The organism is Pseudomonas sp. Pse35 (assembly GCF_024519715.1).
Taxonomy (GTDB): domain Bacteria; phylum Pseudomonadota; class Gammaproteobacteria; order Pseudomonadales; family Pseudomonadaceae; genus Aquipseudomonas; species Aquipseudomonas paracarnis.
Genome location: NZ_JALJRP010000032.1, coordinates 33,357 through 56,070 on the forward strand (window position 1 = coordinate 33,357; position 22,714 = coordinate 56,070).

Sequence of the window (22,714 nt, forward strand, 5' to 3'; positions counted from 1 at the left end):
ACAGCTGACCGAGCACATCCCTGGAATACGCTCAAGTGTGGGAGCTGGCTTGCCTGCGATAGCTATTTCAACAACACCACAAAATGCCCTGCCTGCCAGGGCATTTTGCCGTCTACGATTCAACTTGCGACCCACCAGGCCGACAAACTGGCACTATCAAGCAAATGACTCGCAGAGATAACGGACATGTCCCTACGCACCCTGCTCACCGCCCTCGTGATGACCGTCAGCGCTTGCGCCATGGCCGCCACTGAAGTCGTCAACCTGAACAACCGCACCAGCGCCGACCTGCTGCCCGTGGCGCAGAACTTCATTGGCAAGGACGGCACCGTCAGCGCCTACGGCAACCAGCTTATCGTTAACGCTGAGCCCGCCAGGATCGAGGGCTTGCGCGCACTGCTCGGCCAATTGGATACACCGGCCAAACGCCTGCTAATCACCGTCGATACCAACGAGAACAACCAACAGAACAGCGGTGACAGCCAGACCCGCATCATCAGCTACGGCACTGCCAGCCGCGACGGTGGCGTGCAGCAGATCCAGGCCAGCGAAGGCGTGCCCGCGCTGATCCAGGTCGGCCAGAGTGTACCGCTGACCACCACGCAACAGGATAGCTATGGCCGCCTGCAAAACCAGACCCAGTATCGCAACGTCACCCAGGGTTTTTACGTGACCGCCAGCGTCACCGGCGAGACCGTCCACTTGGCCATCAGTACCAACCGTGACCGCATGAGCCAGGAACGTCCCGATGTAGTGAACGTGCAAAGCACCGACACAACCGTCAGCGGCCGCCTGGGCGAATGGATCCCCCTGGCCGGCATCAATCGTGAAACCCAGGCGGACAAATCCTCTACAACCCGCAGCTACTCTACTCAGGGCCGCGATGACCTGACTTTGCGGGTCAAGGTCGACACCCTGAACTGAGGCACCAAAAACTGACTGGCAAGTCGCATTAGACCAAAGATGTAGTGCCTGAAAAAAAGCACTACAAACCATTTGACGAGCCAAAAAAGCATGGGCATGATGGCCTCGCTCCCGCTAATCAGGGGCCCTGGCAAGGGCCTTCGGATCGCCGCTCTAAGCTACCCACCTGAGCCGATTCGTGTCTGTACCGCCCACAAGGTGTGTTTGACGTTGGTTGCGACTGGAACGAAGTTGTCCCGAGGGACGGAAGCCAACCAGGTAACCCGGCTACACACTGATGGATCGTACAAAGGCCCACGACGCCCGAAGACCGTTCGCAGTTTGCCCTTACCTGCTCAACTCCCCCTTGAGCCCCATCGTTCATACCGTCGCCTACCTCCGTCAGATTTGACTTGAACACCAAAGCTTCTGGTCAGCGAGCAACCCTACCCAGGCAACGAATGCCGGGCTGGCAAACGGATACTTCAAACAAGACGCGACGAGGTTTTTCCCCATGGCACTGACACGCGAACAGCAAATTGCAGCCCTTGAAAAAGACTGGGCTGAAAACCCACGCTGGAAAGGCGTGACCCGCGCTTATTCCGCTGCTGACGTCGTCCGCCTGCGTGGCTCGGTCCAACCTGAGCACACCTTTGCAAAACTCGGCGCCGAGAAGCTGTGGAACCTGGTCACCCAAGGTGCCAAGCCTTCTTTCCGTCCCGACAAAGATTTCGTCAACTGCATGGGCGCCCTCACTGGCGGCCAGGCAGTCCAGCAGGTAAAAGCCGGTATCCAGGCGATCTACCTGTCCGGCTGGCAAGTGGCAGCGGACAACAACTCCGCTGAATCCATGTACCCCGACCAATCGCTGTACCCGGTGGACTCGGTGCCAACCGTGGTCAAGCGCATCAACAACTCGTTCCGTCGTGCCGACCAGATCCAGTGGAAAGCCGGCAAGAACCCAGGCGATGAAGGCTACATCGACTACTTCGCGCCAATCGTGGCTGATGCCGAGGCCGGTTTCGGCGGCGTACTCAACGCCTACGAGCTGATGAAGAGCATGATCGAAGCAGGCGCTGCCGGCGTGCACTTCGAAGACCAGCTTGCGTCAGTGAAGAAATGCGGCCACATGGGCGGCAAGGTACTGGTACCGACCCAGGAAGCCGTGCAGAAGCTGACCGCTGCCCGCCTGGCCGCTGACGTTGCCGGCACACCGACCATCATCCTGGCCCGTACCGACGCCAACGCGGCAGACTTGCTGACCTCGGACTGCGACCCGTACGACCAACCATTCGTTACCGGCGAGCGTACCCAGGAAGGCTTCTATAAAGTGCGCGCCGGCCTCGACCAGGCAATCGCCCGCGGCCTGGCCTACGCGCCGTACGCCGACCTGATCTGGTGCGAAACCGCCAAGCCGGACCTGGACGAAGCCCGTCGCTTCGCCGAAGCGATCAAGAAGGAATACCCGGACCAACTGCTGTCCTACAACTGCTCGCCTTCCTTCAACTGGAAGAAGAACCTGGACGACGCGACCATCGCCAAGTTCCAGCGCGAACTGTCGGCAATGGGCTACAAGCACCAGTTCATCACCCTGGCCGGCATTCACAACATGTGGCACAGCATGTTCAACCTGGCGCACGACTACGCCCGCAACGACATGACGGCCTACGTGAAGCTGCAGGAGCAGGAATTCGCTGACGCCGCCAAAGGCTACACCTTCGTGGCGCACCAGCAGGAAGTGGGCACCGGTTACTTCGACGACATGACCACCGTGATCCAGGGCGGCACCTCGTCCGTGACCGCGCTGACCGGTTCGACCGAAGAAGAGCAGTTCCACTAAGTACCGCGTACACGGCCACTGCGGCCCCACGGAAGACCTAACAGCAGTGCCGCGCAACAATCACGCCCCGACTGGTTCGGGGCGTTTTTTTGCCTAGGAATCACCGAAAATCAATGGTGGGGGCTGGCTTGCCTGCGATGGCGGTGGGTCAGAGGCAGGTGTTTCAGCTGATCCGCCGCCATCGCAGGCAAGCCAGCTCCCACATTGACCGCGCCCTATCCATAGTTTTTTGCTAAAAACATTGATCCAGAGCGGTATCCGCGCACATCCGATCGGTTAAAAGAACCGTTGCGACAACTAAGCGACACTCAAGCAAGTAACGGTAACTTCCCGCGCCACATGAGAAACACTCGCTTACACCCCTCGCAAACAATATTCATTATCATTTGGCATCCGAAAACTTCGTTACCGCTTAAACAAAACATAATTGATGAAAAGCCCGCTAATGCCCACACCACAAGGGCTACAGCCCCAAGAAGGTGCACTATGTGCTTATTCCACCGAATAATTTCGCCCTGGGAATTTTACTTGCCCGGTGTTTAGCCATAAAATCACCGCGATTGATTGCAGTGCGACATATCGTCACTGCATCGTTACTTTTTCGAGCTCAGAGACCTTTGCTCTCTGTTAAGGATTTCCAGCATGACCGACGCGACAGGACTCATGGCCCACAACTGGGGCTTTGCCATTTTCCTTCTCGGTGTTGTAGGCCTCTGCGCCTTCATGCTCGGCGTGTCCAGCCTCCTCGGGTCAAAAGCCTGGGGCCGCAGCAAAAACGAACCGTTCGAATCCGGCATGCTGCCTACAGGTGGCGCCCGCTTGCGGCTCTCAGCCAAATTCTATCTGGTCGCGATGTTGTTCGTGATCTTCGATATCGAAGCCCTCTTTCTCTTTGCATGGTCTGTGTCCGTCCGCGAAAGCGGCTGGACCGGATTCGTCGAAGCTCTCGTTTTCATAGCAATTCTGTTGGCAGGTCTTGTCTACCTGTTCCGAGTGGGCGCCCTTGACTGGGCTCCGGAAGCTCGTCGCAAGCGGCAAGCGAAGCTGAAACAATGAGGCTTTGGCAATGCAATACAATCTCACCAGGATCGACCCGGATGCTCCTAACGAGCAGTACCCCATCGGCGAACGAGAAACCGTTTCCGACCCGTTAGAAGACCAAGTCCACAAAAACATCTACATGGGCAAGCTGGAAGACGTGCTGAGTGGCGCGGTCAACTGGGGGCGTAAAAACTCCCTGTGGCCGTACAACTTCGGCCTTTCGTGCTGCTACGTGGAAATGACCACCGCCTTCACGGCGCCCCACGACATCGCGCGCTTTGGCGCCGAAGTTATCCGGGCCTCGCCGCGCCAGGCGGATTTCATGGTTATCGCCGGTACCTGCTTTATCAAGATGGCGCCGATCATCCAGCGTCTCTATGAGCAAATGCTCGAGCCGAAATGGGTTATCTCCATGGGTTCGTGCGCCAACTCCGGTGGCATGTACGACATCTACTCGGTCGTTCAAGGGGTGGACAAGTTCCTGCCCGTGGACGTCTACGTGCCTGGCTGCCCGCCCCGTCCCGAAGCGTTCCTGCAAGGCTTGATGTTGTTGCAGGAATCGATTGGCAAGGAGCGTCGCCCACTGTCCTGGGTGGTCGGTGATCAAGGCGTTTATCGCGCCGAGATGCCGTCTCAAAAGGAACAGCGCCGCGAACAGCGAATCGCAGTCACCAACCTGCGCAGCCCCGACGAAGTCTGATCCAGCACCGCTTCTTTTATAGAACGAAAACCTGGCTTCATTCTTTACGTTGACCGAAAGCGATAAAAAACCATGACTACAGGCAGTGCTCTGTACATCCCGCCTTACAAGGCAGACGACCAGGATGTGGTTGTCGAACTCAATAACCGTTTTGGCCCTGACGCCTTCACCGCCCAGGCCACACGCACCGGTATGCCGGTGCTGTGGGTGGCGCGTGCCAGGCTCGTCGAAGTCCTGACCTTCCTGCGCAACCTGCCCAAGCCGTACGTCATGCTCTATGACCTGCATGGCGTGGACGAGCGTCTGCGCACCAAGCGCCAGGGCCTGCCGAGCGGCGCCGATTTCACCGTGTTCTACCACCTGATGTCGCTGGAACGTAACAGCGACGTGATGATCAAGGTCGCGCTGAGCGAGAGCGACCTGAGCATCCCGACAGTCACCGGTATCTGGCCGAACGCCAGCTGGTACGAGCGTGAAGTCTGGGACATGTTCGGTATCGACTTCCCGGGCCACCCGCACCTGACGCGCATCATGATGCCGCCGACCTGGGAAGGTCACCCGCTGCGCAAGGACTTCCCTGCCCGCGCCACCGAATTCGACCCGTTCAGCCTCAACCTGGCCAAGCAGCAGCTAGAAGAAGAGGCGGCGCGCTTCCGCCCCGAAGACTGGGGCATGAAGCGTTCCGGCACCAACGAGGACTACATGTTCCTCAACCTGGGCCCGAACCACCCTTCGGCTCACGGTGCCTTCCGTATCATCCTGCAACTGGACGGCGAAGAGATCGTCGACTGCGTCCCGGACATCGGTTACCACCACCGTGGCGCCGAGAAGATGGCCGAGCGCCAGTCCTGGCACAGCTTCATCCCGTACACCGACCGTATCGACTACCTCGGCGGCGTGATGAACAACCTGCCGTACGTGCTCTCGGTCGAGAAGCTGGCCGGCATCAAGGTGCCGGACCGCGTCGACACCATCCGCATCATGATGGCCGAGTTCTTCCGCATCACCAGCCACCTGCTGTTCCTGGGTACCTATATCCAGGACGTCGGCGCCATGACCCCGGTGTTCTTCACCTTCACCGACCGTCAGCGCGCCTACAAGGTCATCGAAGCCATCACCGGTTTCCGCCTGCACCCGGCCTGGTACCGCATCGGCGGCGTGGCCCACGACCTGCCGAACGGCTGGGAACGCCTGGTCAAGGAATTCATCGACTGGATGCCCAAGCGCCTGGACGAGTACCAGAAAGCCGCCCTGGACAACAGCATCCTCAAAGGCCGCACCATCGGCGTCGCGCAGTACAACACCAAAGAGGCCCTGGAATGGGGCGTCACCGGTGCTGGCCTGCGTTCCACCGGTTGCGACTTCGACCTGCGTAAAGCGCGCCCGTACTCCGGCTACGAGAACTTCGAGTTCGAAGTACCGCTGGCGGCCAATGGCGATGCCTACGACCGTTGCATCGTGCGCGTCGAAGAAATGCGCCAGAGCCTGAAGATCATCGAGCAGTGCATGCGCAACATGCCGGCCGGCCCGTACAAGGCGGATCACCCGCTGACCACGCCGCCGCCCAAAGAGCGCACGCTGCAACACATCGAAACCCTCATCACGCACTTCCTGCAGGTTTCGTGGGGCCCGGTGATGCCGGCCAACGAATCCTTCCAGATGATCGAAGCGACCAAGGGTATCAACAGTTATTACCTGACGAGCGATGGCGGCACCATGAGCTACCGCACCCGGATTCGTACCCCAAGTTTTGCCCACTTGCAGCAGATCCCTTCGGTGATCAAAGGCGAGATGGTCGCGGACTTGATTGCGTACCTGGGTAGTATCGATTTCGTTATGGCCGACGTGGACCGCTAAGCATGAACAGCACGCTTATCCAGACAGACCGTTTCACCTTGAGTGAAACCGAGCGCTCGGCCATCGAGCACGAGCTGCATCACTACGAAGACCCGCGCGCGGCGTCTATCGAAGCCCTGAAGATCGTCCAGAAGGAACGTGGCTGGGTGCCAGACGGCGCCCTCTACGCCATCGGCGAGATCCTCGGCATCCCCGCCAGTGACGTTGAAGGCGTGGCGACGTTCTACAGCCAGATCTTCCGCCAGCCGGTTGGCCGCCACATCATTCGCGTGTGCGACAGCATGGTCTGCTACATCGGTGGCCATGAGTCGGTGGTCAGCGAGATCCAGAACAAGCTGGGCATCGGCCTCGGCCAGACCACCCCGGACGGCCGCTTCACGCTGCTGCCGGTGTGCTGCCTGGGCAACTGCGACAAGGCGCCGGCGTTGATGATCGACGACGACACATTCGGTGACGTGCAGCCCGCTGGCGTCACCCAATTGCTCGAGGGCTACCCATGACCCTGACTTCCTTCGGCCCGGCCAACCTGATCAAGCGTTCGGCCGAGACTCACCCGCTGACTTGGCGCCTGCGTGACGACGGCGAGCCGGTATGGCTTGACGAATACCAGGCCAAGAACGGTTACGCCGCAGCGCGCAAAGCCTTCGCCGACATGGCCCAGGACGATATCGTCCAGACCGTGAAAGACGCCGGCCTCAAGGGTCGCGGCGGTGCAGGCTTCCCCACCGGCGTGAAGTGGGGCCTGATGCCCAAAGACGAATCCATCAATATCCGCTACCTGCTGTGCAACGCGGATGAAATGGAGCCGAACACCTGGAAAGACCGCATGCTGATGGAGCAACTGCCCCATCTGCTGATCGAAGGCATGCTGATCAGCGCCCGTGCGTTGAAAACCTACCGTGGCTACATCTTCCTGCGTGGCGAGTACACCACCGCCGCCAAGCACCTCAACCGTGCCGTGGAAGAAGCCAAGGCCGCAGGCCTGCTGGGCAAGAACATCCTCGGTTCCGGTTTCGACTTCGAACTGTTCGTGCACACCGGGGCCGGGCGTTATATCTGCGGCGAAGAAACCGCACTGATCAACTCCCTCGAAGGCCGCCGCGCCAACCCACGCTCCAAGCCGCCCTTCCCCGCCGCCGTGGGCGTGTGGGGCAAGCCGACCTGCGTGAACAACGTCGAGACCCTGTGCAACGTGCCGGCGATCATCGCCGACGGCGTGGACTGGTACAAATCCCTGGCCCGCGAAGGCAGCGAAGACATGGGCACCAAGCTCATGGGTTTCTCCGGCAAGGTCAAGAACCCTGGCCTGTGGGAACTGCCGTTTGGCGTGACCGCGCGCGAGCTGTTCGAGGACTACGCCGGCGGCATGCGCGACGGCTACACCTTGAAAGCCTGGCAGCCAGGTGGCGCCGGCACCGGTTTCCTGCTCCCTGAGCATCTGGATGCACAAATGTATGCCGGCGGCATCGGCAAGGTGGGCACCCGCATGGGTACCGGCCTGGCGATGGCGGTGGACAACACGGTGAACATGGTCTCGTTGCTGCGCAACATGGAGCAGTTCTTCGCCCGCGAGTCCTGCGGTTTCTGCACCCCCTGCCGCGACGGTTTGCCGTGGAGCGTCAAGCTGCTGATGGCCCTGGAAAATGGCGAAGGCCGCGAGGGTGATATCGAAACCCTGCTGGGCCTGGTCGGTTTCCTCGGCCCAGGCAAGACTTTCTGTGCTCACGCACCGGGCGCCGTGGAGCCATTGGGCAGCGCAATCAAATACTTCCGCTCGGAGTTCGAAGCCGGCATCGCGCCCACCAGCGCCGCCGTCCCGCCTCTGGCAAAGCCGATCGTAGTCGGCGCGTAACGCTTAAACAGGCGAAGGGTCCGTGCCCTTCGCCTGCTCATGTGCTGACGCCTTCAAGGCTGTGTAGATGCACATGAATAACAAGATTCCATTAGCCACGCCCGCTGACAACGGGCCAACGAAGAACTTTGAACCATGGCCACTATCCACGTAGACGGCAAAGCGCTCGAAGTCGATGGGGCGGACAACCTGTTACAGGCATGTCTGTCACTCGGCCTCGACATCCCGTATTTCTGCTGGCACCCCGCTCTCGGTAGCGTCGGTGCCTGTCGCCAGTGTGCGGTCAAGCAATACACAGACGAAAACGACACCCGTGGTCGTATCGTCATGTCCTGCATGACCCCAGCCACCGACAACACCTGGATCTCCATCGACGATGAAGAATCCAAGGCGTTCCGCGCCAGCGTTGTCGAATGGCTGATGACCAACCACCCCCACGACTGCCCGGTCTGTGAGGAAGGCGGTCACTGCCACCTGCAAGACATGACGGTGATGACTGGCCACAACGAGCGCCGTTATCGCTTCACCAAGCGTACCCACCAGAACCAGGACCTCGGCCCGTTCATTTCCCACGAAATGAACCGCTGCATCGCCTGCTACCGCTGCGTGCGCTTCTACAAGGACTACGCCGGCGGCACCGACCTGGGCGTATTCGGCGCCCACGACAACGTGTACTTCGGTCGCGTTGAAGACGGCGTGCTCGAAAGCGAATTCTCCGGCAACCTCACCGAGGTCTGCCCCACCGGTGTGTTCACCGACAAGACCCACTCCGAGCGCTACAACCGCAAGTGGGACATGCAGTTCGCACCGAGCATCTGCCATGGCTGCTCCAGCGGTTGCAACATCTCGCCGGGCGAGCGCTACGGTGAATTGCGCCGTATCGAAAACCGCTTCAACGGTTCGGTCAACCAGTACTTCCTGTGCGACCGTGGCCGCTTCGGCTATGGCTACGTAAACCGCGAAGACCGTCCGCGCCAGCCGCTGCTGGCCGATGGCGCCAAGCTGAGCCTGGACGCCGCGCTGGATAAAGCCGCCGACCTGTTGCGCGGGCGCACTATCGTCGGTATCGGTTCGCCACGTGCCAGCCTCGAAAGCAACTTCGCCTTGCGTGAACTGGTGGGTGCCGAGCACTTCTACTGCGGTATCGAAGCGGGCGAGCTGGAGCGCATCCGCCTGGTCCTGCAAGTGCTGAACGACAGCCCGCTGCCAGTGCCGAACATGCGCGACATCGAAGACCACGATGCGATCTTCGTACTCGGTGAAGACCTGACCCAGACCGCTGCACGCATCGCGCTGTCGCTGCGTCAGTCGGTCAAAGGCAAGGCCGAAGAAATGGCCGACGCCATGCGCGTACAGCCTTGGCTTGACGCCGCCGTGAAGAACATCGGCCAGCACGCGCTGAACCCGCTGTTTATCGCTTCCCTGGCTGAAACCAAGCTCGACGACATCGCTGAAGAATGCGTACACGCCGCGCCGGACGACCTGGCGCGCCTCGGTTTCGCCGTGGCCCACGCCCTCGACGCCAGCGCACCCGCCGTTGAAGGCCTGGACGCTGAAGCTGTCGAGTTGGCTCAGCGCATTGCCGACGCCCTGCTGGCGGCCAAGCGCCCGCTGATCATTGCCGGTACCTCGTTGGGTTCCAAGGCGCTGATCGAAGCCGCCGCCAACATCGCCAAGGCCCTTAAGCTGCGCGACAAAAATGGCTCCATCAGCCTGGTGGTGCCGGAAGCCAACAGCCTGGGCCTGGCAATGCTCGGTGGCGAGTCCGTGGACGCGGCGCTGCAAGCGGTGATCGACGGCAACGCCGACGCCATCGTGGTGCTGGAAAACGACCTGTACACCCGCACCGCTGCCGCCAAGGTTGACGCGGCACTGGATGCTGCCAAGGTGCTGATCGTCGCCGACCACCAGAAGACCGCCACCAGCGACCGCGCCGACCTGGTACTGCCAGCCGCCACCTTCGCCGAAGGCGACGGCACACTGGTCAGCCAGGAAGGCCGCGCCCAGCGCTTCTTCCAGGTGTTCGATCCGAAGTACATGGACGCCAGCATCCTGGTGCACGAAGGCTGGCGCTGGCTGCATGCCCTGCGCGCCACCCTGCTGAACCAGCCGATCGACTGGACCCAACTCGACCACGTGACCGCTGCCACCGCCGCCAGCGCGCCGCAGCTTGCTCGTATCGTGGATGCCGCGCCTTCTGCCGCGTTCCGCATCAAGGGCCTGAAACTGGCACGTGAGCCGCTGCGTTACTCCGGTCGTACCGCCATGCGTGCTGACATCAGCGTGCACGAGCCACGTACCCCGCAAGACAACGACACCGCGTTTGCCTTCTCCATGGAAGGTTATTCGGGTTCGGCCGAACCCCGTCAGCAGGTGCCGTTTGCCTGGTCGCCGGGCTGGAACTCGCCGCAAGCCTGGAACAAGTTCCAGGACGAAGTCGGTGGTCACATCCGCGCTGGCGACCCGGGCACTCGCCTGATCGAAACCAGCGGTGACTCGCTGAACTGGTTCGCTGCGGTACCGCGTCCGTTCAACCCGGCGCCGGGCACCTGGCAAGTCGTGCCGTTCTTCCACCTGTTCGGCAGCGAAGAAACTTCTTCCAAGGCCGCGCCGGTTCAAGAGCGCATTCCTGCCGCCTATGTGTCCGTGGCCAAGTCCGAAGCCGACCGCCTGGGCGTCAACGACGGTGCCCTGCTCAGCCTCAACGTGGCCGGCCAGACCTTGCGTCTGCCGCTGCGTATCAACGATGAGTTGGGTGCCGGCCTGGTTGCACTGCCTAAAGGCATCGCCGGTATTCCGCCTGCCATTTTCGGCAAAACCGTTGACGGTCTGCAGGAGGCAGCGCAATGACTTGGTTCACGCCGGAAGTAATTGACGTGATCATCTCGGTGGTCAAGGCCATCGTGATCCTGTTGGCCGTGGTCGTCGCGGGCGCCCTGCTCAGCTTCGTCGAACGTCGCCTGCTGGGCTGGTGGCAGGACCGTTACGGTCCGAACCGCGTTGGCCCGTTCGGCATGTTCCAGATCGCTGCCGACATGCTGAAAATGTTCTTCAAGGAAGACTGGACCCCGCCGTTTGCCGACAAGGTGATCTTCACCCTGGCACCGGTGGTAGCCATGAGCGCCTTGCTGATTGCGTTTGCGATCATCCCGATCACCCCGACCTGGGGCGTGGCGGACCTGAACATCGGTTTGCTGTTCTTCTTCGCCATGGCCGGTTTGTCGGTATACGCGGTGCTGTTCGCCGGTTGGTCGAGCAACAACAAGTTCGCCCTGCTGGGCAGCTTGCGTGCCTCGGCCCAAACCGTATCCTATGAAGTGTTCATGGGGTTGGCACTGATGGGCATCGTGGTGCAGGTTGGCTCGTTCAACATGCGCGACATCGTCGAGTACCAGGCGCAGAACCTGTGGTTCATCATTCCGCAGTTCTTTGGCTTCTGCACCTTCTTCATCGCTGGCGTGGCCGTGACTCACCGTCACCCGTTCGACCAGCCGGAAGCGGAACAGGAACTGGCCGACGGTTACCACATTGAATATGCCGGCATGAAGTGGGGCATGTTCTTCGTCGGTGAGTACATCGGCATCATCTTGATCTCGGCCCTGCTGGTCACGCTGTTCTTCGGCGGCTGGCACGGTCCGTTTGGCATCCTGCCGCAGTTGGCCTTCTTCTGGTTCTTCCTGAAGACCGCGTTCTTCATCATGCTGTTCATCCTGCTGCGCGCCTCGATTCCGCGCCCGCGCTATGACCAGGTGATGGATTTCAGCTGGAGATTCTGCCTGCCGCTGACCCTGATCAATTTGCTGGTGACGGCTGCCGTCGTGTTGTTGAACACGCCAGCTGCCGCGGTTCAGTGAGGATTTGACCCATGTTCAAATATATTGGCGACATCGTTAAGGGTACCGGTACCCAGTTGCGAAGCCTGGTGATGGTGTTCGGTCACGGCTTTCGCAAACGCGACACCCTGCAATACCCCGAAGAAGCGGTGTACCTGCCGCCGCGCTATCGCGGCCGCATCGTACTGACCCGCGACCCCGACGGCGAAGAGCGTTGCGTAGCCTGCAACCTGTGCGCCGTGGCGTGCCCGGTGGGTTGCATTTCCCTGCAGAAAGCTGAAACCGAAGATGGTCGCTGGTACCCGGACTTCTTCCGCATCAACTTCTCGCGCTGCATTTTCTGCGGCCTCTGCGAGGAAGCTTGCCCGACCACCGCGATCCAGCTGACGCCGGATTTCGAGATGGCCGAGTTCAAACGTCAGGACCTGGTGTACGAGAAAGAAGATCTTTTGATCTCTGGTCCCGGTAAAAACCCTGATTACAACTTCTATCGTGTTGCAGGTATGGCCGTTGCCGGTAAGCCAAAAGGCGCCGCACAAAACGAAGCCGAGCCGATCAACGTGAAGAGCTTGCTGCCTTAAGGAAGAAAGATGGAATTCGCTTTCTATTTCGCATCGGGTATTGCAGTGGTGTCCACGCTTCGCGTGATCACCAACACTAACCCCGTGCACGCCCTGCTCTACCTGATCATTTCGCTGATCGCCGTGGCCATGACCTTTTTCAGCCTCGGCGCACCGTTCGCCGGTGTGCTGGAAGTGATCGCCTACGCCGGCGCCATCATGGTGCTGTTCGTGTTTGTGGTGATGATGCTCAACCTGGGGCCGGCTTCGGTCGCCCAGGAGCGCGTCTGGCTCAAGCCCGGCATCTGGCTCGGCCCGGTTGTCCTCGCAGCCCTGCTGCTGGGTGAACTGCTGTATGTGCTGTTCGCTCACCAGAGCGGCCAGGCCATCGGCCACACCACCGTAGACGCGAAAGCCGTGGGCATCAGCCTGTTCGGCCCGTACCTGCTGGTGGTCGAACTGGCTTCGATGCTGCTGCTCGCCGCAGCCATCACTGCCTTCCACTTGGGCCGCAACGAAGCCAAGGAGCAATGACGATGCCTGCTATCCCTTTGGAGCATGGTCTGGCGGTCGCCGGCATCCTGTTCTGCCTTGGCCTGGTCGGCCTGATGGTTCGCCGTAACATTCTGTTCGTGTTGATGAGCCTGGAAATCATGATGAACGCTGCGGCACTGGCGTTCATCGTGGCAGGCGCACGTTGGGGCCAGCCGGATGGACAAGTGATGTTCATCCTGGTGATCAGCCTGGCAGCCGCCGAAGCCAGTATTGGCCTGGCGATCCTGCTGCAGCTGTATCGTCGCTTCCACACGCTTGATATCGACGCTGCCAGTGAGATGCGCGGATGAACATGATCTTTCTGACTTTCGTATTCCCCCTGATCGGTTTCCTGCTGCTGTCGTTCTCTCGCGGACGCTGGTCGGAAAACCTCTCGGCCCTGATCGGCGTGGGCTCCATCGGCCTGTCGGCCATCGTGGCCGCCTATGTCATCTGGCAATTCAACGTGACGCCGCCAGAAGGCGGTCACTACACCCTGGTGCTGTGGCAGTGGATGGCGGTCGAGGGCTTCAAGCCCAACTTCGCCCTCTACATCGACGGCCTGTCGATCACCATGCTCGGCGTAGTGGTGGGTGTGGGTTTCCTGATCCACCTGTTCGCGTCCTGGTACATGCGCGGTGAAGCGGGCTACTCGCGTTTCTTCTCGTACACCAACCTGTTTATCGCCAGCATGTTGTTCCTGGTGCTGGGCGATAACCTGTTGTTCCTGTACTTCGGCTGGGAAGGCGTGGGCCTGTGCTCGTACCTGTTGATCGGTTTCTACTACAGCAACCGCAACAACGGTAACGCAGCACTCAAGGCGTTTATCGTCACCCGCATCGGCGACGTGTTCATGGCCATCGGCCTGTTCATCCTGTTCCAACAGGTGGGCACGCTGAACATCCAGGAACTGCTGGTGCTGGCACCGCAGAAATTCCAGGTCGGCGACTTCTGGATCACCCTGGCTACCCTGATGCTGCTGGGTGGCGCCGTGGGTAAATCTGCGCAACTGCCGCTGCAAACCTGGCTGGCGGATGCAATGGCCGGTCCTACCCCGGTATCGGCACTGATCCACGCCGCCACCATGGTAACCGCCGGTGTCTACCTGATCGCCCGTACCCACGGCCTGTTCACCCTGGCGCCGGACATCCTGCACCTGGTGGGTATCGTCGGCGGCGTGACCCTGGTACTGGCCGGCTTCGCCGCGCTGGTGCAGACCGACATCAAGCGTATCCTCGCCTACTCGACCATGAGCCAGATCGGCTACATGTTCCTGGCCCTGGGCGTCGGCGCCTGGGACGCGGCGATCTTCCACCTGATGACCCACGCGTTCTTCAAGGCCCTGCTGTTCCTCGCCTCCGGCGCCGTGATCGTGGCCTGCCACCACGAGCAGAACATCTTCAAGATGGGCGGCCTGTGGAAGAAACTGCCACTGGCGTACGCCAGCTTCATCGTCGGTGGTGCCGCCCTGGCGGCCCTGCCGCTGGTAACCGCAGGCTTCTACTCCAAGGACGAAATCCTCTGGGAAGCTTTCGCCAGCGGTAACCAGAACCTGCTGTACGCAGGCCTGGTAGGTGCGTTCATGACCTCGCTGTACACCTTCCGCCTGATCTTCATCACCTTCCATGGTGAAGCCAAGACCGAAGCGCACGCAGGCCACGGCATCTCCCATTGGTTGCCACTGTCGGTGCTGATCATCCTGTCGACCTTCGTCGGTGCGATGATCACCCCGCCACTGCACGGTGTATTGCCACAAAGCGTCGGCCATGCCGGCGGCGAAGCCCAGCACAGCCTGGAAATCGCCTCGGGCGCCATCGCCATCGCCGGTATCCTGCTGGCGGCCCTGCTGTTCCTCGGCAAGCGTCGCTTCGTGACTGCCGTGGCCAACAGTGGCATTGGTCGCTTCCTGTCGGCCTGGTGGTTCGCTGCCTGGGGCTTCGACTGGATCTACGACAAACTGTTCGTCAAACCTTACCTTGCGATCAGCCACGTGCTGCGCAAAGACCCGCTCGACCAGACCATCGGTTTGATCCCGCGTGCCGCCAAGGCCGGTCACACCGCCCTGAGCCGCAGCGAGACCGGCCAATTGCGTTGGTATGCAGCGTCCATGGCGGCGGGTGCCGTTCTGGTGATCGGCGCCATCGTCGTGGTAGCGGTCTGACTATGTTTAAGTGCACTGCGTACTTTGCGAACTTGCGAAAGGAAACGAGCCCGTCATGATTCTGCCCTGGCTAATCCTGATCCCCTTTATCGGCGGCCTGCTCTGCTGGATGGGTGAACGCTTCGGCGCCACCCTCCCCCGCTGGATTGCGTTGCTGACCATGTCCCTGGAACTCGCGCTCGGCCTCTGGCTGTGGGCCCACGGTGACTATTCATTCGCTCCGGCACCGGGCGTCGATCCCACCTTCGCGCTTGAATTCAAGCACGTGTGGATCCAGCGCTTCGGCATCAACGTGCACCTGGCCCTCGACGGCCTGTCGCTGTTGATGATCCTGCTGACCGGCCTGCTGGGTATCCTCTCGGTACTTTGCTCCTGGAAAGAGATCCAGCGTCACGTGGGCTTCTTCCACCTGAACCTGATGTGGATCCTGGGCGGCGTTGTCGGCGTGTTCCTGGCGCTGGACCTGTTCATGTTCTTCTTCTTCTGGGAAATGATGCTGGTGCCGATGTACTTCCTCATCGCGCTCTGGGGTCACAGTTCTTCGGACGGCAAGAAAACCCGGATCTACGCAGCGACCAAGTTCTTCATCTTCACTCAGGCTTCCGGCCTGATCATGTTGGTGGCGATCCTGGGATTGGTACTGGTGAACTTCAACAACACCGGCGTGATTACCTTCAACTACGCCGATCTGTTGAAGACAAAGATGTCGTTGACCACCGAGTACGTGCTGATGCTGGGCTTCTTCATCGCCTTCGCGGTGAAGCTGCCGGTGGTGCCGTTCCACTCCTGGTTGCCTGACGCCCACGCCCAGGCGCCGACTGCCGGTTCCGTGGACCTGGCCGGTATCCTGTTGAAGACCGCTGCCTACGGCCTGCTGCGCTTCGCCCTGCCGCTGTTCCCGAATGCTTCGGCCGAATTCGCGCCGATTGCCATGTCCCTGGGTCTGATCGGGATCTTCTACGGTGCGTTCCTGGCTTTCGCGCAAACCGACATCAAGCGTCTGATTGCCTTCTCGTCCGTTTCCCACATGGGTTTCGTACTGATCGGTATCTACTCCGGCAGCCAACTGGCGCTGCAGGGTGCGGTGATCCAGATGTTGGCCCACGGTGTTTCGGCCGCTGCCCTCTTTATCCTCAGTGGTCAGCTGTACGAGCGCCTGCACACCCGTGACATGCGTGAAATGGGTGGCGTGTGGTCGCGCATCGCTTACCTGCCGGCGATCAGCCTGTTCTTTGCCGCCGCGTCGCTGGGCTTGCCGGGTACCGGTAACTTCATCGGCGAGTTCCTGATCCTGATGGGTGCCTTTGTGCAGACGCCGTGGATCAGCGCCATCGCCACCTCCGGCCTGGTGTTCGGTTCGGTCTACTCGCTGATCATGATCCACCGCGCCTATTTCGGCCCGGCCAAGTCCGACACCGTCCTGCAAGGGATGGATGCGCGCGAACTGATCATGGTGCTCGGCCTTGCGGTGTTGCTGATCTTCATCGGCGTGTACCCGCAACCGTTCCTGGACACTTCTGCCGCAACGATGCATGGCGTGCAGCAGTGGTTCGGCACCGCCTTCTCTCAACTCGCTTCGGCCCGGTAAGAGCGCTATGGAATTCACGATCCAACACTTTATCGCGCTTGCGCCGCTGCTGATTACCAGCCTCACCATCGTGGTGGTGATGCTGGCAATCGCCTGGCGCCGCAATCACTCGCAAACGTTCCTGCTGTCCTGCGCCGGGTTGAACCTGGCCCTGCTGTCGATCATCCCGGCCCTCAAGGTCGCGCCACTGGCAGTCACGCCATTGATGATGGTCGATGACTTCGCGCTGCTGTACATCGCCCTGATCCTGGTGGCGACCCTGGCCTGCGTCACCCTCGCCCACGCCTACCTCGGCGAAGGCGGCACCGGCTACCCGGGCAACCGCGAAGAGCTGTACCTGCTGATCCTGCTGGCTGCGGCCGGCGGTATCGTGCTGGTCAGCGCGCAGCACCTGGCGGGCCTGTTCATCGGCCTGGAACTGCTGTCGATCCCGACCTACGGCCTGGTGGCCTACGCCTTCTTCAACAAGCGCTCCCTGGAAGCCGGCATCAAGTACATGGTGCTGTCGGCCGCCGGTTCCGCGTTCCTGTTGTTCGGTATGGCCCTGCTCTACGCCGAAGCCGGCAGCCTGAGCTTCACCGGTATCGGCCACGCGCTGGCCGCCACCAACAGCCCGGCGCCGATTGCCCAGTTGGGCCTGGCGATGATGCTGATCGGCCTGGCATTCAAGCTGTCGCTGGTGCCGTTCCATCTGTGGACCCCCGACGTGTACGAAGGCGCCCCGGCGCCGGTGGCCGCGTTCCTGGCGACCGCGTCGAAAGTGGCCGTGTTTGCAGTGATGGTGCGTCTGTTCCAGATCTCCCCTGCCGCCAACACCGGCGTGCTGAGCAACGTGCTGACCGTGATCGCCATTGCGTCGATCCTGTTCGGTAACCTGCTGGCGCTGACCCAGAACAACCTCAAGCGTCTACTGGGTTATTCGTCCATCGCCCACTTCGGCTACCTGCTGATCGCCCTGGTGGCGAGCAAAGGCCTGGCCGTGGAAGCCATTGGCGTGTACCTCGTCACCTACGTGATCACCAGCTTGGGTGCGTTCGGCGTCATCACCTTGATGTCGTCGCCGTATAAAGGCCGTGACGCCGACGCCCTGTACGAATACCGCGGCCTGTTCTGGCGCCGTCCGTACCTGACCGCCGTGCTCACCGTGATGATGCTGTCGTTGGCCGGCATTCCGCTGACGGCGGGCTTTATCGGCAAGTTCTACATTGTCGCGACCGGTGTCGAAGCCCACGAATGGTGGCTGGTTGCCTCGCTGGTACTGGGCAGCGCCATCGGCGTGTTCTACTACCTGCGCGTGATGGTCACCCTGTACCTGATCGAGCCAAACCTGCGCCGTGTGGATGCCGAGCTGCATTGGGAACAGAAGGCAGGCGGCGTCATGCTGCTGGCCATCGCCCTGCTCGCGTTCTTCCTGGGCGTGTACCCACAACCGTTGCTCACCCTGGTGCAGCACGCGGTGCTGGGCGTTTGATCGCTTAGGTTGATGCACTAAACAGAACGGCGCCTTTGGGCGCCGTTTTGCGTTTCAGGGGCGAGGTATTAGAGAGGCGGTGCATTCATCATCGCCTTCGCGGGCAAGCCCGCTCCCACATTTGGAATGCATTCCCCTGTAGGAGCGAGCTTGCTCGCGAAAAACGTCGACGATAATGCGTGCTTCCTGAATAAACGCGGCGCCTGTGAGTTTTTCGCGAGCAAGCTCGCTCCTACATGCCCTCAATATACTGGCCCTCTTTGCCCATATTGTGGCTACAGATATAAAAACGCCTCGATTCACATCGAGGCGTTTGTGTTCAAACTTGCGGTTTGCCCGGGCGATAACCTTAGAACGCGATACCCACCTTGAAACCATACTCATCACGCTTGAGCTTGGTGTTGTCGGCCACATAGGAGTCGTTATCGAGCTTGTACTCGGTGCGGGTGTAGTACAGGCCCGCCATCACTGGCAGGTCGCCCTTCTGGTTCATCAGCAGGCTGACTTCGGCGTAAGGGTTGGTGCGGTCCTTGAGGTCCACGCTGTCGCTGCCAACGCCGTCCACCTTGAGCTTGGCGCGGCCGTCGATGGTGTGACGGGCGCCGGCTTCAACGCGCAGGGTCATGTCATCGAACTGGTGGTTGTAGCCCAGAGCGGCCTTGGCAAACGGCGACTTGTTGGTGAGTTTCATGTCGTAGCCATTGGTGTCCGGCTCGTAGCGGGTCCAGGTGTAGCCACCGCCCACGATCACATCGACGAAGTTGCGCGCATCCAGCGCGGCACGCCAGCCGAGGTCGAGGTCGGCCTGGCCTTCCTTGAGTTTGTTATCGCTTTTTTCGCCGTACTTGGCTTCGATACCGGCCTGGTAGATAAAACCCGACTCGGCGGTGAGCTTGTTGCCGAAGTTGTAGAACAGGCCGGCTTCGGGCATGTGGTCCTTGTCGCTTTCGCTGCCGCCTTCAAGTTTGAAGTCGTTGTAGCTGCCCATGATCCCGAACGTGGAAATCGGGTCGGTGGACGGTGCTGCGAACACCACGCCAGGCGCAGCCACCAGGGCCAGCAACGAGGTGTTCTTGAGGAATTTTCCGAATAGTTTGGACATCGTTTTACATCTCCATTTTAAGGTGGGCAAAGTATTCAGGAATCGGTTCGAACCTTGGCGTTTGCAAAAAGTTCGAACTGATTTGCACCAAAATGGAGAAAAAACGGTTCAGCGAAGGCTCTATCTCAATACTCTTCGAGATCGGCCCTGATCAGGTGCTCAACCGCTTCGCGAAGTTGCGGCTGAGCCGGCAAACAAATGCCGAAGGTGTCGCGCAATAACGTCAGCAACTCATCAGCACTCTCCAGCTTGCGCTTCTCGCTGGGCCGATCCAGGTAATGAACCGCATAGCGGGCGTTGGCCAACGTATGGCGCCTGCCAGGCGCAAGCAACGCGGCTTTCAACTGCCCTACAAACGGGGAGCCTGGGTGCGTGGAGACGTACCAGTTGCCGATTTCATAGTCGATGTCGGCCTGGGTTTGCAGATCGAACACGTACAGGCCACGCCACTCCTCGCCCACCTGCGCCCACAGCGTGTAGCTGGCGTTTTTGAGCGTCAGGCGATAAGGCTCATGAGCGGTGGCCTGGGGTGCGTCGTTGTCCAGTTGCAACGGGCTGCTGGGCACCATGCCGCCAAAACCGACATCGGTGATATAGCGCACGCCGTCGAGGGTCACCAGGCTCAAGCGATGGGTGCGCCCAGTGTGGGCGTCTGGTGGGCCGCCGATCACCACACGCCCGGTGATGCCACGGGCTTCGAAGCCCAACTCCTGCAAGAGTGCCAGGAACAGCTGGTTCAACTCGTAGCAATAGCCGCCGCGCCCCTCGTGCAGCACCTTGCGCTCAACGCTGGGCAGGTCGATCGGTACCGGTGCATGCATCAACGTCGACAGACTTTCAAAGGCAAAGCTGCACACATGGCGCAGTTGCAAGTCCCGCAGGGTTTGCAGGGTGGGCGGCGGTGGCGAGGCATAGCCCAGGCGTTGCAGGTACAGGCGGCTATCGGTGAGTGTGTGCATGGCACGGTCCTTGGGCGCGGGGCAAGAGCGTCACTATGCCGCGCCTCTGCGTGCGTTGTCATTTTGAATGAACCTTTTGGAGCGCCGGCCTATCCATCTATAACAAGATTGGGAGGCAGCATGAGTACCGCAAAAATCTACACCGTCCACTATCAGCTACACGGTAAACCCAAGTCTTTCGTGGTGCGCGCCGAAGTGATGAACAACGCCGAGGCCTGGCATTGGGCGGCCGTCGATGCCGACATTGCCCATGTCAGCCGCATCGGCCGCGTAGGTCACGAACAGGTGAAAAAGACCACCCGGCCCTGGGCGGAAAAATACGGTATCAGCGACGTCAGCTGGTCGCCGCCCAGGTAAACAAAGCCCCGCATAACGGCGGGGCTCGGTTCATTGCTTCAAGTCGCCCAACGGATCGTAGGGCGGCTTTTTTTTCGCTGTCTCGTCGTCCTTTTTGTCCAACGGCGCAATAGCCGGGCCGATGGGATCGACCTGTGGGTCGGCTACATCCGGCGAATCCGGGTCGAAGCCCAGTTCATCCTTGCCACTGGCGTGTTCGTTGGAAGAGGGACCATCGGTAGGTTTGTTCATCATATTCTCCTGCTAAAGCGGGCGGGCTCTGTCGTGGAGGTTTTCCAGGTCTTCTTCGACGCGCTCGACATCGTTGTCCGGACTGCGCTCTTTGGGATCGTTGGGGCGCAACGCATCGTTATCACGCTCCTCCTCACCCGGCGTACGGTTCGGATCCGGTGTACCTGGGGGTGGCTGCTTGTGTTCAGACATGATGACTGACCTCATGAGGGGTTCACCATTTTAGAGAAACCGCCCCGCGCCATCGTTCAACTTCATTGCGCCAGGCGTGAGAAGATGACCGCCCTTTTTGGAGACCTGCCCCGGATGTTCGAACTCAAACCCTGCGACCCCACTGCCTATCGCCAACAGACCCGCCGTAGCACGTTGATCGTCGCGGCGCTGTTCCTGGCCTTGGCCATGCTGCTGTCGAGCCTGGCGGTGATGCTGTTCGGTGAGCCTGGCGGTGACAATTTTCGCTTCAATGTCGGTGGCGTCTTCGCCGGGGTGTTGATCACGGTCGCGCTGGTGCGTGGCCCGTTCTGGAGCCAGGCCTGGTTGGCGCCGGCGGTGTATGGCTGGCAACTCAAGCGCAGCCTGATGAGCGTGACCAATGTGATGCACAAGGTCACCGAGCGGGTGCAAGCCAACGACCCCACTGCCATCAAGCTGTTGCGTTTCTATCACTTGGGGCTGACGCAGATGCACGAGCTGGACGCCAACTCCAGCGCCCAGGCGCAACTGGTCGGCGAAATCGAAGCACACAAGGCGAGGATGCACGCAGCGGGGATCGACACCGAACAAACCCGGCTCGATCCCGCGTGGCTGGAAGCGCTCAAAAGCGCTTGAAGCGTACCTCAGGAAGCAGGCATTAAGGCGGTTAAAAAACCAGACTCAGGTCCAGGCGCCCTTCCCTCACCGGCGGGCACCAGTAATAGCCTCCGGTCAGCGGCTTGCTGATGCGATACAGGCCATCGACAATCCCATCTTCCAACCCACTCATGCGTCGTAACTGCGCTTCAAACGCATCGAATGAATGACCAAACGCGAGGAACATCAACCCCGCCTGACCATTCTCGGCCCAGGGCATCGAACGACGTACCACGAAGGCTTCCGGGGTAAAGCTTTCCTGGGCAGTGCGCTTGGTATGGGCCGATTCCGGGGCGTCGTCGAGTTCTTCGTTGTCGCCATGGCGGCGGCCAATGATGTGGTCACGCTCCTGGGCAGGCAATGCGGCGAAACCGTCGAGGTCGTGCTGCCATTGCTGGATCGCGGCGAAGCTGGCGCCGGTGTCGGTCAGCGCGGCTTGCACGGCGGCATCGTCGTGGGGGTTTTCGGTGCCGTCTTCGTAGTCGGTCAGGTCAAAGCCGGTCTTGTAGCGGAAACCTTCAGTCGATTGCACCAGTCGAAACGCCGGAGCCAGCGCTTTTTCCACGGCACGGCTGCGCAGCAACAACTCACCGCGATCCACCCCATGCAACCATACCCACAGCGCCTGCTGAGTCGACGGGTTGTGCGCGCCAGGGCCGCTAACGGCCGGGAATGAGCGCAGCCCTGGGATCGGGGCACCCAGCGCTTTTACCAGCGGCTCACCGAACCCCACCACGGCCGCCGCATCCGTCAACTGCACCATCGCGTCCAGCGCAGCGGGCACGGCTTGCAACGAATCCAGGGCAAAAAACAGATGGCGGGCCTGCAAAGGCACCGGTGCGGCAAGAATGCCCGGCTGGTACTGACTCATGTGAA

General features: G+C 60.6%; 22 protein-coding genes. 17 read left to right on the plus strand and 5 right to left on the minus strand.

The window, feature by feature from the left end; all coding sequences use genetic code 11:
• Window positions 1–186: 186 nt before the first annotated feature.
• The 15 genes from OC445_RS21980 to nuoN all read left to right on the plus strand — a co-directional run bounded on the left by OC445_RS21980 (window position 187) and on the right by nuoN (window position 18,340).
• On the plus strand, window positions 187–924 hold the full coding sequence (locus OC445_RS21980) for a secretin N-terminal domain-containing protein (protein ID WP_014718909.1): 738 nt from the start codon (window positions 187–189) through the stop codon (window positions 922–924).
• A 493-nt stretch (window positions 925–1,417) separates the two neighbouring features.
• A complete protein-coding gene (gene aceA / locus OC445_RS21985) occupies window positions 1,418–2,743 on the plus strand; it encodes an isocitrate lyase (RefSeq protein WP_003174717.1) in 1,326 nt (441 codons plus the stop codon).
• A 642-nt stretch (window positions 2,744–3,385) separates the two neighbouring features.
• The gene (locus OC445_RS21990) at window positions 3,386–3,799 is read left to right on the plus strand and encodes an NADH-quinone oxidoreductase subunit A (protein ID WP_003192109.1); all 414 of its coding nucleotides are present in this window, start codon (window positions 3,386–3,388) and stop codon (window positions 3,797–3,799) included.
• A 10-nt stretch (window positions 3,800–3,809) separates the two neighbouring features.
• Complete coding sequence (locus OC445_RS21995; protein WP_003174719.1) at window positions 3,810–4,484, plus strand: NuoB/complex I 20 kDa subunit family protein; 675 nt, start codon at window positions 3,810–3,812, stop codon at window positions 4,482–4,484.
• A gap of 72 nt (window positions 4,485–4,556) precedes the next feature.
• Window positions 4,557–6,341: an NADH-quinone oxidoreductase subunit C/D gene (gene nuoC / locus OC445_RS22000; protein ID WP_003192111.1), complete on the plus strand. Its 1,785-nt coding sequence runs from the start codon at window positions 4,557–4,559 to the stop codon at window positions 6,339–6,341.
• Window positions 6,342–6,343: 2 nt separating this feature from the next.
• On the plus strand, window positions 6,344–6,841 hold the full coding sequence (nuoE, locus tag OC445_RS22005) for an NADH-quinone oxidoreductase subunit NuoE (protein ID WP_003174721.1): 498 nt from the start codon (window positions 6,344–6,346) through the stop codon (window positions 6,839–6,841).
• Entirely contained in the window at window positions 6,838–8,193 is a 1,356-nt protein-coding gene (gene nuoF / locus OC445_RS22010; protein ID WP_032896666.1) for an NADH-quinone oxidoreductase subunit NuoF, read from the plus strand. Before nuoE ends, nuoF begins: the two co-directional genes overlap by 4 nt.
• Window positions 8,194–8,328: 135 nt before the next feature.
• The gene (nuoG, locus tag OC445_RS22015) at window positions 8,329–11,043 is read left to right on the plus strand and encodes an NADH-quinone oxidoreductase subunit NuoG (RefSeq protein ID WP_054917271.1); all 2,715 of its coding nucleotides are present in this window, start codon (window positions 8,329–8,331) and stop codon (window positions 11,041–11,043) included.
• Window positions 11,040–12,047: an NADH-quinone oxidoreductase subunit NuoH gene (gene nuoH, locus OC445_RS22020; RefSeq protein WP_003174724.1), complete on the plus strand. Its 1,008-nt coding sequence runs from the start codon at window positions 11,040–11,042 to the stop codon at window positions 12,045–12,047. The genes nuoG and nuoH overlap by 4 nt, the downstream gene beginning before the upstream one ends.
• Window positions 12,048–12,058: 11 nt before the next feature.
• Entirely contained in the window at window positions 12,059–12,607 is a 549-nt protein-coding gene (nuoI, locus tag OC445_RS22025; protein ID WP_003174725.1) for an NADH-quinone oxidoreductase subunit NuoI, read from the plus strand.
• Window positions 12,608–12,616: 9 nt separating this feature from the next.
• Window positions 12,617–13,120 carry an NADH-quinone oxidoreductase subunit J gene (nuoJ, locus tag OC445_RS22030; RefSeq protein ID WP_003174726.1) on the plus strand — a complete coding sequence of 168 codons (504 nt, stop codon included), beginning with the start codon at window positions 12,617–12,619 and terminating at the stop codon, window positions 13,118–13,120.
• 2 nt (window positions 13,121–13,122) lie between these two features.
• Window positions 13,123–13,431 carry an NADH-quinone oxidoreductase subunit NuoK gene (gene nuoK / locus OC445_RS22035; protein ID WP_003174727.1) on the plus strand — a complete coding sequence of 103 codons (309 nt, stop codon included), beginning with the start codon at window positions 13,123–13,125 and terminating at the stop codon, window positions 13,429–13,431.
• Window positions 13,428–15,281: an NADH-quinone oxidoreductase subunit L gene (nuoL, locus tag OC445_RS22040; protein ID WP_198790530.1), complete on the plus strand. Its 1,854-nt coding sequence runs from the start codon at window positions 13,428–13,430 to the stop codon at window positions 15,279–15,281. Before nuoK ends, nuoL begins: the two co-directional genes overlap by 4 nt.
• Before the next feature lie 55 nt (window positions 15,282–15,336).
• Window positions 15,337–16,869 carry an NADH-quinone oxidoreductase subunit M gene (gene nuoM, locus OC445_RS22045; protein ID WP_198790531.1) on the plus strand — a complete coding sequence of 511 codons (1,533 nt, stop codon included), beginning with the start codon at window positions 15,337–15,339 and terminating at the stop codon, window positions 16,867–16,869.
• A gap of 7 nt (window positions 16,870–16,876) precedes the next feature.
• Window positions 16,877–18,340, plus strand: coding sequence for an NADH-quinone oxidoreductase subunit NuoN (gene nuoN / locus OC445_RS22050; RefSeq protein WP_003174731.1), 1,464 nt, complete (start codon window positions 16,877–16,879; stop codon window positions 18,338–18,340).
• 349 nt (window positions 18,341–18,689) lie between these two features.
• Here nuoN and OC445_RS22055 read toward each other — a convergent pair whose 3' ends face one another.
• Together OC445_RS22055 and OC445_RS22060 are read right to left on the minus strand one after the other, a co-directional pair.
• Entirely contained in the window at window positions 18,690–19,442 is a 753-nt protein-coding gene (locus tag OC445_RS22055) for an outer membrane beta-barrel protein (protein ID WP_034127889.1), read from the minus strand.
• A gap of 125 nt (window positions 19,443–19,567) precedes the next feature.
• Complete coding sequence (locus tag OC445_RS22060; RefSeq protein ID WP_060773016.1) at window positions 19,568–20,401, minus strand: arylamine N-acetyltransferase family protein; 834 nt, start codon at window positions 20,399–20,401, stop codon at window positions 19,568–19,570.
• A 120-nt stretch (window positions 20,402–20,521) separates the two neighbouring features.
• On the opposite strand from OC445_RS22060, the gene OC445_RS22065 reads away from it, so the two are divergent.
• On the plus strand, window positions 20,522–20,758 hold the full coding sequence (locus tag OC445_RS22065; protein ID WP_003192128.1) for a DUF6555 family protein: 237 nt from the start codon (window positions 20,522–20,524) through the stop codon (window positions 20,756–20,758).
• Between the two features lie 30 nt (window positions 20,759–20,788).
• On the opposite strand, the gene OC445_RS22070 is transcribed toward OC445_RS22065, so the two are convergent.
• Both OC445_RS22070 and OC445_RS22075 read right to left on the minus strand, forming a co-directional pair.
• The gene (locus tag OC445_RS22070; RefSeq protein ID WP_032902837.1) at window positions 20,789–20,989 is read right to left on the minus strand and encodes a DUF6021 family protein; all 201 of its coding nucleotides are present in this window, start codon (window positions 20,987–20,989) and stop codon (window positions 20,789–20,791) included.
• A gap of 12 nt (window positions 20,990–21,001) precedes the next feature.
• Window positions 21,002–21,181 (minus strand): hypothetical protein, encoded by a 180-nt coding sequence (locus tag OC445_RS22075; RefSeq protein WP_057974912.1) that lies wholly within the window; start codon window positions 21,179–21,181, stop codon window positions 21,002–21,004.
• A 114-nt stretch (window positions 21,182–21,295) separates the two neighbouring features.
• Here OC445_RS22075 and OC445_RS22080 point away from each other — a divergent pair, with 114 nt between their 5' ends.
• A complete protein-coding gene (locus tag OC445_RS22080) occupies window positions 21,296–21,817 on the plus strand; it encodes a DUF3087 family protein (RefSeq protein ID WP_057974913.1) in 522 nt (173 codons plus the stop codon).
• 31 nt (window positions 21,818–21,848) lie between these two features.
• Here the strand turns inward: OC445_RS22080 and OC445_RS22085 are convergent, their stop codons facing one another.
• A complete protein-coding gene (locus OC445_RS22085; protein WP_262020357.1) occupies window positions 21,849–22,709 on the minus strand; it encodes a Dyp-type peroxidase in 861 nt (286 codons plus the stop codon).
• Window positions 22,710–22,714 lie beyond the last annotated feature (5 nt).

What these genes read in the sequence shown, in the direction of transcription:
- OC445_RS21980 (WP_014718909.1), top strand. Translation starts at nt 187, where the DNA reads ATGTCCCTACGCACCCTGCTCACCGCCCTCGTGATGACCGTCAGCGCT.
- aceA (WP_003174717.1), top strand. Translation starts at nt 1,418, where the DNA reads ATGGCACTGACACGCGAACAGCAAATTGCAGCCCTTGAAAAAGACTGG.
- OC445_RS21990 (WP_003192109.1), top strand. Translation starts at nt 3,386, where the DNA reads ATGACCGACGCGACAGGACTCATGGCCCACAACTGGGGCTTTGCCATT.
- OC445_RS21995 (WP_003174719.1), top strand. Translation starts at nt 3,810, where the DNA reads ATGCAATACAATCTCACCAGGATCGACCCGGATGCTCCTAACGAGCAG.
- nuoC (WP_003192111.1), top strand. Translation starts at nt 4,557, where the DNA reads ATGACTACAGGCAGTGCTCTGTACATCCCGCCTTACAAGGCAGACGAC.
- nuoE (WP_003174721.1), top strand. Translation starts at nt 6,344, where the DNA reads ATGAACAGCACGCTTATCCAGACAGACCGTTTCACCTTGAGTGAAACC.
- nuoF (WP_032896666.1), top strand. Translation starts at nt 6,838, where the DNA reads ATGACCCTGACTTCCTTCGGCCCGGCCAACCTGATCAAGCGTTCGGCC.
- nuoG (WP_054917271.1), top strand. Translation starts at nt 8,329, where the DNA reads ATGGCCACTATCCACGTAGACGGCAAAGCGCTCGAAGTCGATGGGGCG.
- nuoH (WP_003174724.1), top strand. Translation starts at nt 11,040, where the DNA reads ATGACTTGGTTCACGCCGGAAGTAATTGACGTGATCATCTCGGTGGTC.
- nuoI (WP_003174725.1), top strand. Translation starts at nt 12,059, where the DNA reads ATGTTCAAATATATTGGCGACATCGTTAAGGGTACCGGTACCCAGTTG.
- nuoJ (WP_003174726.1), top strand. Translation starts at nt 12,617, where the DNA reads ATGGAATTCGCTTTCTATTTCGCATCGGGTATTGCAGTGGTGTCCACG.
- nuoK (WP_003174727.1), top strand. Translation starts at nt 13,123, where the DNA reads ATGCCTGCTATCCCTTTGGAGCATGGTCTGGCGGTCGCCGGCATCCTG.
- nuoL (WP_198790530.1), top strand. Translation starts at nt 13,428, where the DNA reads ATGAACATGATCTTTCTGACTTTCGTATTCCCCCTGATCGGTTTCCTG.
- nuoM (WP_198790531.1), top strand. Translation starts at nt 15,337, where the DNA reads ATGATTCTGCCCTGGCTAATCCTGATCCCCTTTATCGGCGGCCTGCTC.
- nuoN (WP_003174731.1), top strand. Translation starts at nt 16,877, where the DNA reads ATGGAATTCACGATCCAACACTTTATCGCGCTTGCGCCGCTGCTGATT.
- OC445_RS22055 (WP_034127889.1), bottom strand. Translation starts at nt 19,442, where the DNA reads ATGTCCAAACTATTCGGAAAATTCCTCAAGAACACCTCGTTGCTGGCC.
- OC445_RS22060 (WP_060773016.1), bottom strand. Translation starts at nt 20,401, where the DNA reads ATGCACACACTCACCGATAGCCGCCTGTACCTGCAACGCCTGGGCTAT.
- OC445_RS22065 (WP_003192128.1), top strand. Translation starts at nt 20,522, where the DNA reads ATGAGTACCGCAAAAATCTACACCGTCCACTATCAGCTACACGGTAAA.
- OC445_RS22070 (WP_032902837.1), bottom strand. Translation starts at nt 20,989, where the DNA reads ATGAACAAACCTACCGATGGTCCCTCTTCCAACGAACACGCCAGTGGC.
- OC445_RS22075 (WP_057974912.1), bottom strand. Translation starts at nt 21,181, where the DNA reads ATGTCTGAACACAAGCAGCCACCCCCAGGTACACCGGATCCGAACCGT.
- OC445_RS22080 (WP_057974913.1), top strand. Translation starts at nt 21,296, where the DNA reads ATGTTCGAACTCAAACCCTGCGACCCCACTGCCTATCGCCAACAGACC.
- OC445_RS22085 (WP_262020357.1), bottom strand. Translation starts at nt 22,709, where the DNA reads ATGAGTCAGTACCAGCCGGGCATTCTTGCCGCACCGGTGCCTTTGCAG.